General features: G+C 58.4%; 7 protein-coding genes, 2 tRNA genes and 3 rRNA genes. All 12 read left to right on the top strand.

Annotated features, from left to right (window positions below):
- The first annotated feature begins 117 nt into the window (after positions 1-117).
- Positions 118-1,653: ribosomal RNA gene (locus AACG97_RS21745) — 16S ribosomal RNA — on the top strand.
- 86 nt (positions 1,654-1,739) lie between these two features.
- Positions 1,740-1,816: transfer RNA gene (locus tag AACG97_RS21740), tRNA-Ile, on the top strand.
- Positions 1,817-1,930: 114 nt separating this feature from the next.
- Positions 1,931-2,006, top strand: a tRNA-Ala gene (locus AACG97_RS21735).
- A 249-nt stretch (positions 2,007-2,255) separates the two neighbouring features.
- A 23S ribosomal RNA gene (locus AACG97_RS21730) occupies positions 2,256-5,159 on the top strand.
- A gap of 134 nt (positions 5,160-5,293) precedes the next feature.
- Positions 5,294-5,409 (top strand): 5S ribosomal RNA (gene rrf / locus AACG97_RS21725).
- The 16S, 23S and 5S rRNA genes sit together here with 2 tRNA genes alongside, the layout of an rRNA operon.
- Positions 5,410-5,638: 229 nt before the next feature.
- Positions 5,639-7,282 (top strand): acetolactate synthase large subunit, encoded by a 1,644-nt coding sequence (locus AACG97_RS21720; protein ID WP_054881147.1) that lies wholly within the window; start codon positions 5,639-5,641, stop codon positions 7,280-7,282.
- Between the two features lie 223 nt (positions 7,283-7,505).
- Positions 7,506-8,402, top strand: a complete 897-nt coding sequence (locus AACG97_RS21715) for a nitrilase family protein (RefSeq protein ID WP_009682591.1) — start codon at positions 7,506-7,508, stop codon at positions 8,400-8,402.
- Between the two features lie 10 nt (positions 8,403-8,412).
- Positions 8,413-9,567, top strand: a complete 1,155-nt coding sequence (locus AACG97_RS21710) for a hypothetical protein (RefSeq protein ID WP_009682590.1) — start codon at positions 8,413-8,415, stop codon at positions 9,565-9,567.
- Positions 9,564-10,553 carry an asparaginase gene (locus AACG97_RS21705; protein WP_009682589.1) on the top strand — a complete coding sequence of 330 codons (990 nt, stop codon included), beginning with the start codon at positions 9,564-9,566 and terminating at the stop codon, positions 10,551-10,553. Before AACG97_RS21710 ends, AACG97_RS21705 begins: the two co-directional genes overlap by 4 nt.
- Before the next feature lie 92 nt (positions 10,554-10,645).
- The gene (locus AACG97_RS21700) at positions 10,646-11,197 is read left to right on the top strand and encodes a UPF0149 family protein (RefSeq protein ID WP_009682588.1); all 552 of its coding nucleotides are present in this window, start codon (positions 10,646-10,648) and stop codon (positions 11,195-11,197) included.
- Between the two features lie 215 nt (positions 11,198-11,412).
- Positions 11,413-12,042 carry a glutathione S-transferase family protein gene (locus AACG97_RS21695; protein WP_047150015.1) on the top strand — a complete coding sequence of 210 codons (630 nt, stop codon included), beginning with the start codon at positions 11,413-11,415 and terminating at the stop codon, positions 12,040-12,042.
- Positions 12,043-12,064: 22 nt separating this feature from the next.
- The gene (locus AACG97_RS21690; RefSeq protein WP_009682585.1) at positions 12,065-14,101 is read left to right on the top strand and encodes a pyridoxamine 5'-phosphate oxidase family protein; all 2,037 of its coding nucleotides are present in this window, start codon (positions 12,065-12,067) and stop codon (positions 14,099-14,101) included.
- Position 14,102: the final 1 nt, after the last annotated feature.

Raw genomic sequence — 14,102 nt, 5'->3', positions numbered from 1 at the left:
AGTACGGACTGATAGTCAAAAAGATTATCAGCATCACAAGTGGCCATGCGAGAAATCACATAGTCATTTGAGATTGCTGAGCCAAGTTTAGGGTTTCTTAAAAACCCAAGCAGTATTGAACTGAAGAGTTTGATCATGGCTCAGATTGAACGCTGGCGGCAGGCCTAACACATGCAAGTCGAGCGGATGACGGGAGCTTGCTCCTTGATTCAGCGGCGGACGGGTGAGTAATGCCTAGGAATCTGCCTGGTAGTGGGGGACAACGTTTCGAAAGGAACGCTAATACCGCATACGTCCTACGGGAGAAAGCAGGGGACCTTCGGGCCTCATGCCATCAGATGTGCCCAGATGGGATTAGCTAGTAGGTGGGGTAACGGCTCACCTAGGCGACGATCCCTAGCTGGTCTGAGAGGATGACCAGCCACACTGGAACTGAGACACGGTCCAGACTCCTACGGGAGGCAGCAGTGGGGAATATTGCACAATGGGCGCAAGCCTGATGCAGCCATGCCGCGTGTGTGAAGAAGGCCTTCGGGTTGTAAAGCACTTTCAGCGGGGAGGAAGGCGGTGAGGTTAATAACCTCATCGATTGACGTTACCCGCAGAAGAAGCACCGGCTAACTCCGTGCCAGCAGCCGCGGTAATACGGAGGGTGCAAGCGTTAATCGGAATTACTGGGCGTAAAGCGCACGCAGGCGGTCTGTCAAGTCGGATGTGAAATCCCCGGGCTCAACCTGGGAACTGCATTCGAAACTGGCAGGCTAGAGTCTTGTAGAGGGGGGTAGAATTCCAGGTGTAGCGGTGAAATGCGTAGAGATCTGGAGGAATACCGGTGGCGAAGGCGGCCCCCTGGACAAAGACTGACGCTCAGGTGCGAAAGCGTGGGGAGCAAACAGGATTAGATACCCTGGTAGTCCACGCTGTAAACGATGTCGACTTGGCGTTGGTGCCCTTGAGATTTTAGTGGCGCAGCTAACGCGTTAAATCGACCGCCTGGGGAGTACGGCCGCAAGGTTAAAACTCAAATGAATTGACGGGGGCCCGCACAAGCGGTGGAGCATGTGGTTTAATTCGATGCAACGCGAAGAACCTTACCTGGTCTTGACATCCACAGAACTTTCCAGAGATGGATTGGTGCCTTCGGGAACTGTGAGACAGGTGCTGCATGGCTGTCGTCAGCTCGTGTTGTGAAATGTTGGGTTAAGTCCCGCAACGAGCGCAACCCTTATCCTTTGTTGCCAGCGGTTAGGCCGGGAACTCAAAGGAGACTGCCGGTGACAAACCGGAGGAAGGTGGGGATGACGTCAAGTCATCATGGCCCTTACGGCCTGGGCTACACACGTGCTACAATGGTCGGTACAGAGGGTTGCCAAGCCGCGAGGTGGAGCTAATCTCACAAAACCGATCGTAGTCCGGATCGCAGTCTGCAACTCGACTGCGTGAAGTCGGAATCGCTAGTAATCGCGAATCAGAATGTCGCGGTGAATACGTTCCCGGGCCTTGTACACACCGCCCGTCACACCATGGGAGTGGGTTGCACCAGAAGTAGCTAGTCTAACCTTCGGGAGGACGGTTACCACGGTGTGATTCATGACTGGGGTGAAGTCGTAACAAGGTAGCCGTAGGGGAACCTGCGGCTGGATCACCTCCTTAATCGACGACATCAGCCTACTGATGAGCTCCCACACGAATTGCTTGATTCATTGTAAAAGACGATCAAGACCCAAAGTTATACCATTAGGTCTGTAGCTCAGTTGGTTAGAGCGCACCCCTGATAAGGGTGAGGTCGGCAGTTCAAATCTGCCCAGACCTACCATTTTTGGTTGGAATGTTGAGCACCCCATGCCTCTGGATAAATAGTGGTGAGGACGGCTCTTCTGCAGTTCAAATCTGCCCAGACCTACCATTACATGGTTCAGCCGTAGAATACGGGGCCATAGCTCAGCTGGGAGAGCGCCTGCCTTGCACGCAGGAGGTCAGCGGTTCGATCCCGCTTGGCTCCACCACTTTCTGCGGTAGATGTTGCTCCTGCTCAAAAATTAGAAATGAACATTCGTCGATGAATGTTGATTTCTGACTTTTGTCAGATCGTTCTTTAAAAATTCGGATATGTGATAGATATAGACTGACATGCACTTTCACTGGTGTGTGATCAGGCTAAGGTAAAATTTGTGAGTTCTGCTCTTAACTGAGCGAAATGCGAATTTTCGGCGAATGTCGTCTTCACAGTATAACCAGATTGCTTGGGGTTATATGGTCAAGTGAAGAAGCGCATACGGTGGATGCCTTGGCAGTCAGAGGCGATGAAAGACGTGGTAGCCTGCGATAAGCTTTGGGGAGTCGGCAAACAGACTGTGATCCAGAGATCTCTGAATGGGGGAACCCACTCAGCACAAGCTGAGTATCTTGTACTGAATACATAGGTTAACGAGGCGAACCGGGGGAACTGAAACATCTAAGTACCCCGAGGAAAAGAAATCAACCGAGATTCCCCCAGTAGCGGCGAGCGAACGGGGAGCAGCCCAGAGTCTGAATCAGCTTGTGTGTTAGTGGAACGGTCTGGAAAGTCCGACGGTACAGGGTGATAGTCCCGTACACCAAAATGCACAGGTTGTGAACTCGAAGAGTAGGGCGGGACACGTGGTATCCTGTCTGAATATGGGGGGACCATCCTCCAAGGCTAAATACTCCTGACTGACCGATAGTGAACCAGTACCGTGAGGGAAAGGCGAAAAGAACCCCGGCGAGGGGAGTGAAAAAGAACCTGAAACCGTGTACGTACAAGCAGTGGGAGCACCTTCGGGTGTGACTGCGTACCTTTTGTATAATGGGTCAGCGACTTATATTCTGTAGCAAGGTTAACCGTATAGGGGAGCCGCAGGGAAACCGAGTCTTAACTGGGCGTTAAGTTGCAGGGTATAGACCCGAAACCCGGTGATCTAGCCATGGGCAGGTTGAAGGTTGGGTAACACTAACTGGAGGACCGAACCGACTAATGTTGAAAAATTAGCGGATGACTTGTGGCTGGGGGTGAAAGGCCAATCAAACCGGGAGATAGCTGGTTCTCCCCGAAAGCTATTTAGGTAGCGCCTCGTGAACTCATCTTCGGGGGTAGAGCACTGTTTCGGCTAGGGGGTCATCCCGACTTACCAACCCGATGCAAACTACGAATACCGAAGAATGTTATCACGGGAGACACACGGCGGGTGCTAACGTCCGTCGTGAAGAGGGAAACAACCCAGACCGCCAGCTAAGGTCCCAAAGTCATGGTTAAGTGGGAAACGATGTGGGAAGGCACAGACAGCCAGGATGTTGGCTTAGAAGCAGCCATCATTTAAAGAAAGCGTAATAGCTCACTGGTCGAGTCGGCCTGCGCGGAAGATGTAACGGGGCTAAACCATGCACCGAAGCTACGGGTATCGACGCTTATGCGTGATGCGGTAGAGGAGCGTTCTGTAAGCCTGTGAAGGTGAGTTGAGAAGCTTGCTGGAGGTATCAGAAGTGCGAATGCTGACATGAGTAACGACAATGCGAGTGAAAAACTCGCACGCCGAAAGACCAAGGTTTCCTGCGCAACGTTAATCGACGCAGGGTTAGTCGGTCCCTAAGGCGAGGCTGAAAAGCGTAGTCGATGGAAAACAGGTTAATATTCCTGTACTTCCAGTTATTGCGATGGAGGGACGGAGAAGGTTAGGCCAGCCTGGCGTTGGTTGTCCAGGTTTAAGGTGGTAGGCTGAGGTCCCAGGTAAATCCGGGATTTCAAGGCCGAGAGCTGATGACGAGGCCTTTAGGCGACGAAGTGGTTGATACCATGCTTCCAGGAAAAGCCTCTAAGCATCAGGTAACATTAAATCGTACCCCAAACCGACACAGGTGGTCAGGTAGAGAATACCAAGGCGCTTGAGAGAACTCGGGTGAAGGAACTAGGCAAAATGGTGCCGTAACTTCGGGAGAAGGCACGCTGGTGTGTAGGTGAAGTCCCTGCGGACGGAGCTGAGACCAGTCGAAGATACCAGCTGGCTGCAACTGTTTATTAAAAACACAGCACTGTGCAAACACGAAAGTGGACGTATACGGTGTGACGCCTGCCCGGTGCCGGAAGGTTAATTGATGGGGTTATCCGTAAGGAGAAGCTCTTGATCGAAGCCCCGGTAAACGGCGGCCGTAACTATAACGGTCCTAAGGTAGCGAAATTCCTTGTCGGGTAAGTTCCGACCTGCACGAATGGCGTAATGATGGCCAGGCTGTCTCCACCCGAGACTCAGTGAAATTGAACTCGCTGTGAAGATGCAGTGTACCCGCGGCAAGACGGAAAGACCCCGTGAACCTTTACTATAGCTTGACACTGAACATTGAGCCTTGATGTGTAGGATAGGTGGGAGGCTTTGAAGCGTGGACGCCAGTCTGCGTGGAGCCAACCTTGAAATACCACCCTTTAATGTTTGATGTTCTAACGTAGGCCCCTTATCGGGGTTGCGGACAGTGTCTGGTGGGTAGTTTGACTGGGGCGGTCTCCTCCCAAAGAGTAACGGAGGAGCACGAAGGTTAGCTAATCCTGGTCGGACATCAGGAGGTTAGTGCAATGGCATAAGCTAGCTTGACTGCGAGCGTGACGGCGCGAGCAGGTGCGAAAGCAGGTCATAGTGATCCGGTGGTTCTGAATGGAAGGGCCATCGCTCAACGGATAAAAGGTACTCCGGGGATAACAGGCTGATACCGCCCAAGAGTTCATATCGACGGCGGTGTTTGGCACCTCGATGTCGGCTCATCACATCCTGGGGCTGAAGTAGGTCCCAAGGGTATGGCTGTTCGCCATTTAAAGTGGTACGCGAGCTGGGTTTAGAACGTCGTGAGACAGTTCGGTCCCTATCTGCCGTGGGCGCTGGAGAATTGAGGGGGGCTGCTCCTAGTACGAGAGGACCGGAGTGGACGCATCACTGGTGTTCGGGTTGTCATGCCAATGGCACTGCCCGGTAGCTAAATGCGGAAGAGATAAGTGCTGAAAGCATCTAAGCACGAAACTTGCCCCGAGATGAGTTCTCCCTGAGACTTTAAGTCTCCTGAAGGAACGTTGAAGACGACGACGTTGATAGGCCGGGTGTGTAAGCGCAGCGATGCGTTGAGCTAACCGGTACTAATGAACCGTGAGGCTTAACCTTACAACGCCGAAGCAATTTGCTGACGCAGATTGCGGTGGTGAAGATGACATGAACCGAAAGTTCGCAAGGCATCACAAACATCACATATCCGAATTCGCTGGGCTGTCCATCTGGACATTCTGGCTACAGAATTTCTTGACGACCATAGAGCATTGGAACCACCTGATCCCATCCCGAACTCAGTAGTGAAACGATGCATCGCCGATGGTAGTGTGGGGTTTCCCCATGTGAGAGTAGGTCATCGTCAAGATTCATTTCGCAAAACCCCTATCTGCGCATGCAGGTAGGGGTTTTGTCTTTCTCACGCCGTTGTCCCGGGCTGCGACAATATGACTGCCCTCACAACGTGACTTTCCCTCGGCTACCCTTCGTCAAGGCTTAGGTCCGGGGCATCCCTGCCCCTCGACCTGGCGATGCCAGCGCACCGTGCTGCGCATTTCTGGACTTCCACCGTCCCATCACTTGAGGTAGCAAGCAAGATGGCCAAGGCCGCCGATGTCGTTGTGCAATGCCTGGAAAACGAAGGTGTCGAGTATGTATTCGGCATCCCTGGCGAGGAAAACCTCGACCTGCTCGAATCCCTGCGCAAGTCGAAGATCAAACTGGTACTGACCCGTCACGAGCAGTCTGCAGGCTTCATGGCGGCTACCTACGGTCGCCTGACCGGCAAGACCGGCGTCAGCCTGTCAACCCTCGGTCCGGGTGCCACCAACCTGGTAACGGCCAGCGCCTATGCCTACCTGGGCGGCATGCCAATGATGATGATCACCGGCCAGAAGCCGATCAAGAAGTCCAAGCAGGGCCGCTTCCAGATCATCGACGTGTGCGGCATGATGGACCCCATCACCAAGTACACCCACCAGTTCGCTTCGGCCGACAACATCCCTTCGCGCATGCGTGAAGCCTTCCGCCTGGCTGAAGAAGAAAAGCCGGGTGCCGTGCACCTGGAACTGCCGGAAGACATCGCCGCCGAGCAGACCGACGCGCTGCCGATCCCGCGCAGCCTGCACCGCCGCCCGCTGGCCGAGCACGTGGCCATTGAAGCTGCCATCGAGAAATTGCGCACCGCACGTAGCCCTATCCTGGTGATCGGTGCCGGCGCCAACCGCAAGATGACCGCCAAGGTCCTCAAGCAACTGGTCGATAATACCGGTATCCCATTCGTCACCACCCAGCTGGGCAAGGGTGTGGTTGACGAGCGCAGCCCGCGCTTCCTGGGTAACGCTGCGCTGTCGTCCGGCGATTTCGTGCACCGTGCGATCGAAGCGGCGGACCTGATCGTCAACATCGGCCACGATGTGATCGAGAAGCCGCCGTTCTTCATGGTGCGTGGCGGCACCGAAGTCATCCATATCAACTTCCGCTCCGCCGAAGTCGATGCCGTGTACTTCCCGCAGGTTGAAGTGATCGGCGACATCGCCAACGCCGTGTGGCAGATCGCTGAAGGCCTGGGCGACACTTCGCACTGGGACTTCACCCGCCTCATGGCAATTCGTGAAGCCAACGAAGCCCAGATCGCCGAAGGCGCCGACGACGACCGCTTCCCGGTCTACCCACAGCGCCTGGTGGCCGACATTCGTCGCGTGCTGCCGTCCGAAGGCATCGTGGCCCTGGACAACGGCATCTACAAGATCTGGTTCGCCCGTAACTACAAAGCGCACAAGCCGAACACCGTGCTGCTGGACAACGCCCTGGCGACCATGGGCGCCGGCTTGCCATCGGCCATGGCTGCACACCTGGTCTACCCGGATCGCCCGGTGATTTCGGTGTGCGGTGACGGCGGCTTCATGATGAACAGCCAGGAGCTGGAAACCGCCGTGCGTCTGGGCATGCACATCACCGTGGTGATCCTGCGTGACGATGGCTACGGCATGATCCGCTGGAAGCAGGCCAACATGGGCTTCACCGATTTCGGCCTGGACTACGGCAACCCGGACTTCGTCAAGTATGCCGAAGCCTACGGCGCCAATGGCCACCGCGTGGAAAGCGCCGACGGCCTGCTGCCGCTGCTGGAGCACTGCATCAAGACCCCAGGCGTGCACGTGATCGACTGCCCGGTCGACTACAGCGAAAACGACCGCATCCTCAACAGCGAGCTGCGTGAGCGCGCGCTGGCGGTGTAAACAGATCCACAAGCCCTTCATAGGGCCAGCAGGCGCTGGGAGCTTATGCTCCTGCGTCAGCTGGCTGTGGGCAATCACTCCTTCCCGCTCTTTATCCTAGGGCGTTTCCCACTCAATTCTCTCCAAGATCCTTCAACTGCTTGAGAATCGCCCGACTGTCCCTCCAAAACCCAACCCCGCTCTACTGGCGACCTTCCAAAACAACCACAAAAAGGAAGTCGCCATGTCCGAACATTGCCCCCCCGTCAGCCCTGTCCGCATCGCTGTCATCCAGTACGACCCACAAGTCGGGCTAGAGTACTGCGATGGCAACCTGAGCAGAGGCCTGGCACTGGCCCGGCGTGCGGTGCGTGAAGGTGCCAATCTGATCGTGCTGCCCGAGCTGGCCAACACCGGGTACACCTTTCACTCCCGTGCCGAGGCCTATGCCCATGCCGAAACGTTGCAGGCGGGCCGCAGCCTGAAAGCCTGGGCTGATTTCGCCAGGGAATATCAGGTGTACCTGGCAGCAGGATTCGCCGAGCGTGAGGGCCTGAAGCTCTACGACAGCGCCGTATTGTTTGGCCCCGACGGCCTGCTAGGCCACTATCGCAAGGCCCACCTGTGGAACCAGGAAAAGCTCTGGTTCACCCCTGGCGACCTCGGCTTCCCTGTATTCGAGACGCCAATCGGCCGTATTGGCCTGCTGATCTGCTGGGACATCTGGTTCCCTGAAGTGCCAAGGCTCATGGCAGCGCAAGGGGCAGACATCATATGCAGCTTGAACAATTGGGTGTGGACACCGCCTCCGCTGTTTGATGAAACAGGGCGTTGCATGGCGTCGTACCTGACCATGACAGCCGCGCATGTGAACAATGTCTACATCGCCGCCGCAAACCGTATCGGCAGTGAGCGAGGAGGGCGCTTTCTCGGTTGTTCGTTGATTGCCGGAACCAACGGTTGGCCCATTGGTGCTGTGGCCAGTGCGGAGGAGGAAAGCATTGTCTACGCCGATGTCGACCTCAGCAGCGCGCGTTCAGCGCCGATCTGGAACAGCCTCAACGACCTGCAGCGTGATCGCCGTACCGACCTCTACGATGCTGCGCTTGGCTACCGCCTGCATGCGCCTATGCCACGCTGAGGATCCGCACATGAAGCCATTACTGCTGCCCAATCGGCAGCACGCCCCCGTGCTGATCTTCACCTGCCTGGCAATGCTGCTGGCAGCCAGTCTTGCGTTAGGCCCGTGGCCAGACTACGGGCAACTGGCGGCGACACTGGACCAACCGCTGAGTCGTTTGCGCTGGATAGTGGGCGATATCAGCGAGGTCGCATTCTACAAGCATGAGCTGCCTGCGCTGGGCTTGCTGCTAGGCGCCAGTCTGGCACATTGGGCCCATCTTCGCGGGTACCGCTGGCAGGGTTTTGCCATCTGCTATGGAAGCGGACTGTGGCCATGGGTGTTCACCAGCTCGCTGATGGGCCTTTTACTTAGCCATGCCTTGTGGGGATGGACCTTGGCCAGTGGTACCTGGCAACCAACGTTCGTGGCCTTCGTGTCGTTGCCGGCAGCCATGGTGCTGTTGTATGGGGCGGGCTGGCGTGTGGCGATAGCAGGCGCATTGCTGGGGGCATTACTCGTAACCCCGGCGAGTCTGCTGCTGGTCAACTACCTGTGCTACCCCCTGCAGTTGCCTGTGGTTATCGGCAACGTGGGTGGAATGGCCGTGGCAAGTGCCGCCGCTTTCCTGCTGTGCAAGCGCTACCCGTCATGGGTCCGTCAAAGCCACGAACCCGACGTTGTGAAGCCTGTGGCCAGCCAGCCATCCTACGGTGTGATCTGGACTTTGCGGCGTGTACTGGCCGATTTCAGTGAAGCCCCCTTCTTTGGCAATGAGCTGGCCAGTCTGGGTCTCCTACTGGGTTTGTTACTGGCTTACCTGTTGGCCCCGGCAGCACCTGCATACGGTTCAATGTTGGCGTTGCACATACTGGCCGGACAGGTCTTGGCATCCTTGGTCGGGGTCGTATTCTGGCGCGGCCAGTGGCAAGCCCGGGGGTGGTATCCGACTTATATTCCGATTGTCTCGATCGTGCCCGCCGCCGTGCTGACGCATGGCGGTAGTTGGCAAGTCATTGTGGCCAGTGCAGTGCTGGGGGCCCTGGTGGCTCCGCCGCTGGCAGTGGCGATCAGGCAGCGGTTGCCGGGTTATGTGCATGGCTACATCGGCAACGTGGTGTCGATGGCGATCAGCACGTTGGGAATCGTACCGCTGATCGGGTTACTGGTGGGGGGAGAAGGATGATTGAGCATTCGGACCTACCCACGCTGTCGATCGCCAGTTTGGGCGGGACGGTCAGCATGCAGGCTACAGCGGGTGGGTGTGGCGTAACGCCCACCCTGGATTGTGAGCAGCAACTGCTTCAGGTACCGCAGTTGCGCGAAATGGCGCAGTTGACTGTAACGTCATTGAGCCTGGTCCCCAGTGCATCGCTCAGCTTCAACGCGTTGCTGGAAGTGCTGGCCTGGGCTCGCTGCGAAGTCGAGGGCGGTGCCCGGGCCGTGATACTGACCCAAGGCACCGACAGCCTTGAGGAAACGGCCTATTTCCTTGACCTGCTTTGGCCATTCGATGCGCCTTTGGTGATGACCGGTGCAATGCGCTCGCCCAGCCAGCCGGGCAACGATGGCCCGGCCAACCTTCTGGCTGCGGCCCAGGTTGCATTGGCACGAGGCAGCGGTGGGCGTGGTGTGCTGGTGGTGATGAATGATCAGATCCATCGTGCGACAAAGGTTCGCAAGACAGCCAGCCTGGCGATAGCGGCATTCGACTCGCCTGGTTTCGGTCCTGTGGGGGAAGTTGTAGAAGGTGTTGCAACGTACCGCCATCCCCCAGACAGGCGGGAGGTACTCCCGCTGCCGGGGCGTACCGACCAGCGCGTCATCCTGCTGGAAGCGTGCCTGGACGCCGACACTGTATTGCTGCAGGCTCTGCCCGCATTGCGCTACGACGGGCTGGTCATCGCCGGGTTCGGCGCCGGCCATGTTTCCGGCGATTGGTCTGATGTTCTGGAGCACATGACGCCAACCCTGCCAGTCATTGTCGCCACTCGTACAGGTGAGGGGGCTACAGCCCGCGCAACATACGGTTTTTCCGGCTCCGAGATCGACTTGCAGAAAAAAGGTGTGCACATGGCCGGGCACCTCTGCCCGCGCAAGTGCCGCATCTTGCTGTGGCTGCTGATTGGCGCCGACCGGCAGCATGAGTTGCCGGGTTGGCTGCCCACCTGAAAATTTGCCCGTGCAGTGCCTTGCACGGGCAACCCTTCAAGCATTGCTGTGCTAGGGTGCACACACTTTTGCTAGCAAGGATTCCCTGCCCGATGCTCCCGCCACTCAGCGAAAAAGAACTGCACCGCCTCGAAGACCTGCTGATCACCTACGGCAACGACTATTCGGTACTCAACCTGGCCGAGCTCAATGGCTTTTTCACCGCGCTGGCTAGCTCGCCGACCACGGTCACCCCCGAGCACTGGCTGCCGGCAGTGGCAGGTGGCAAGGTGCCCAAGTTCAAGAAACCGGCCCATGAAGAAGCCTATGTGGCATTGATGCTGCGCTATGCCGACCAAGTCGCCGGACAGTTGGGCGACCACATCGATCAGTTCGAGCCGCTGTTCGAGGAAACAGAAGACGAGCAGGGCACCGTGGTCGTGATTGAAGAATGGTGCTTCGGCTACATGCGCGCTACCCAGGTCGCCAACTGGGAAGCTTTGCCGCCAGAGCAGGACCAGTTACTCAAAGCCATCTCTTTGCATGGGCTGGAGGATAACTTCGAGCTGCTGGACCAGATGAGCGAAGCGGAGATCCAGGCCTGTGTGCCGAAGGTGATCGAAGCCGCGCGTGGTTTGTTCCGCTACTTCAAAGAGCTGCACTGAGGCACACGGGCTCGGTTGCTGCGGTACTTGCTGGGGCCGCACTGCGGATCCGTCGGCAAGCACCCGAACAACGCAGACTGTTTTTTGTCATGGGGCGGTTTATTATTCCATCTGGCGAAATTATGGTTTCCCCCGCGCACTGATTCTGCTGCCAGCCGAATCAGTGCAGCATGTGCTCCATCAGCCCAATCCGGTGCTGACCAGGAGCCAAGCCCATGTCGAACCCGATCAAGCTCTACAACTTCCCCAAGTCCGGCCACGCCCACCGCATCGAGCTGATGCTTTCGCTGCTCAACCTGCCTACCGAGCTGGTGTTCGTGGACCTGGCCAAAGGTGCGCACAAGCAGCCGGACTTCCTGGCCCTCAACCCGTTCGGCCAGGTACCGGTCATCGATGACAACGGCACGGTGATCGCAGACTCCAACGCAATCCTCGTTTACCTCGCCAAAAAATATGACAACGGTACCTGGCTACCCGAAGCGCCAGCCGCTGCCGCCCGTGTACAACGCTGGCTGTCGGTCGCTGCAGGCCCTCTGGCCTTTGGCCCGGCCGCTGCACGCCTGGTGACCGTGTTCGGCGCTTCGTTCAACACTGACGAAGTGATTACCCGGGCGCACACCCTGCTCAAGGTGATTGATGCCGAACTGGCCAAGTCGCCGTTCCTGGCAGGCGACACGCCGACCATCGCCGACGTCGCCAACTACTCCTACATCGCCCACGCACCGGAGGGCAACGTGTCGCTGGAGCCGTATGCCAACGTACGTAGCTGGCTGGCGCGGATCGAGGCATTGCCGGGCTTCGTACCGATGCCCCGCACCGTCATCGGGCTGCAGACCAGCGCCTGATGCCCCTGCGAGGAACGCCACCATGCAACAGTCCCCCGATCACCGCCCCTCGCCTTGGCATGCGGGCGAGAAAACCCTGCAGGAAAAGGTCGGTGTAGCAGAGCGCATGGAGGCGTTCGGGCAAAAGGTCATTCGTGACTACATGCCCGACCAGCACCGCACGTTCTACCATCAGTTGCCGTTCATGGTGGCGGCCAGCGTAGACGCTCAGGGGCGGCCCTGGGCGACGCTGCTGGAAGGGCCGGAAGGTTTCGTCAGTTCGCCCGACCCACGCCAGTTGACGATTGACGCCAGGCTAGCGGCCGATGACCCGGCGACCCCGGGCTTGGTCGCCGGGCAGGCAATCGGCCTGCTGGGCATCGAACTGCACACCCGCCGGCGCAACCGCCTCAACGGGCAGATTCGCAAGGCGGTTGCAGGGCAATTGCAGGTGACGGTAGAGCAGTCGTTCGGCAACTGCCCGCAATACATCCAGTTGCGCGATTACACGCGCGTCGCCGAACCGGCCCAGGGGCGCATCGATGCGACGGCCCTGGATGCCACGACCGTCAGTATGATCCAGTCTGCCGACACCTTCTTCGTCGCCAGCTATGTCGAGCATGACAACGGCCAGCGTTCGGTGGATGTGTCCCACCGTGGCGGTCGGCCAGGATTCGTCAGGGTCCAAGGCAATACGCTGACCATTCCCGACTACGCCGGTAACCTGCACTTCAACACCTTGGGCAACTTGTTGGTCAACCCGAGGGCAGGTTTGTTGTTCATCGACTTCAGCAACGGCAACGTGCTGCAGGTGTGCGGGCGTGCCGAGGTGCTGCTGGAAAGCCCGGCCATCCAGGCGTTCGAAGGTGCAGAGCGGCTGTGGACGCTGGAGGTCGACCAGGTGGTGTGGCGGCCGGCTGCGGTTTCCCTGCGCTGGGCGTTCAAGGAGTACGCCCCCACCAGCCTGATGACCGGCACCTGGGCCGAGGCCGATGCGCGTTTGCAGCAACGTCAGCAGCAGCACCAATGGCAAGCCTGGCGGGTGCTGCGGGTAGAGCAGGAGAGCCGCGATATCCGTTCGTTCTACCTCCAGCCGCCCAGCGATAGTGCTGTGGTGTTTGCACCCGGGCAACATGTACCGGTGCAGGTCAAGCGCGACGATGAGGCGCCGCTTATCCGCACCTACAGCTTGTCCAGCGCACCTTCCGACGGCTATTGGCGCATCAGCGTCAAAGCCCAGGGCCCGGTTTCCCGCCACTTGCATGCGCGCATCGCGCCAGGCGATGTGCTTGACGTTCGCCCACCCATGGGCAGTTTCACGCTCGACGTGCAGAGCACGCGGCCGCTGGTGTTGATTGGCGCCGGCGTAGGCATTACGCCGTTGCTGGCCATGCTGCGTGAGCAATTGAGCCAAGGGCAGGCTCGGGCCATCCACGTGTTCCAGGGGGCGCGTAGCCTGGCCGACCTGCCGTTCAGGCAGGAGCTGGCGAGTTTGCAGCAACGGGCCGAGGGCTTGCTGCACATTCATCGCGCCCTGAGCCAGCCGGAAAGCCATGCGCTGCTTGGGCGGGATTACGAGTTTGCCGGGCGCCTGGGCATCGGGCAGGTCAAGGCGACGCTGGCACTGGACGACTACGAGTTCTACCTGTGCGGACCGGGCAGTTTTACCCAGGACTTGTATGAAGGGTTGCGCGGCGTGCATGTGCCGGATGCGCGGATTCACGCAGAAGCGTTTGGGCCGTCGACGTTGCGCCGGCACACGCACGCCGACCAGCCCGCCTTGCAGCAGCCACCCGCTGCCAGCGAGCCAGTACCGGTGTACTTTTCGGCGTCGGCCAAGGAGGCGCGCTGGGCACCCGGCGGCGGTACCTTGCTGGAGCTGGCCGAGGCGCGCGGGCTGGCGCCGGAGTTCAGTTGCCGGGGTGGCTCGTGTGGTACCTGCAAGACCAGACTGGTGAGTGGCCAGGTGCATTACCCGAATCCACCGGCAGAGCTACCGGAGGCGGGATCGGTGTTGATCTGTTGTGCCGTGCCGGCGCAGGTGCAGGAGGGCGTGCAGGCCCTGGTGCTGGACATCTGAT

The organism is Pseudomonas sp. Nvir (genome assembly GCF_963778085.1).
Taxonomy (GTDB): domain Bacteria; phylum Pseudomonadota; class Gammaproteobacteria; order Pseudomonadales; family Pseudomonadaceae; genus Aquipseudomonas; species Aquipseudomonas juntendi.
This window is presented reverse-complemented; position numbering and strand designations above follow the sequence as displayed.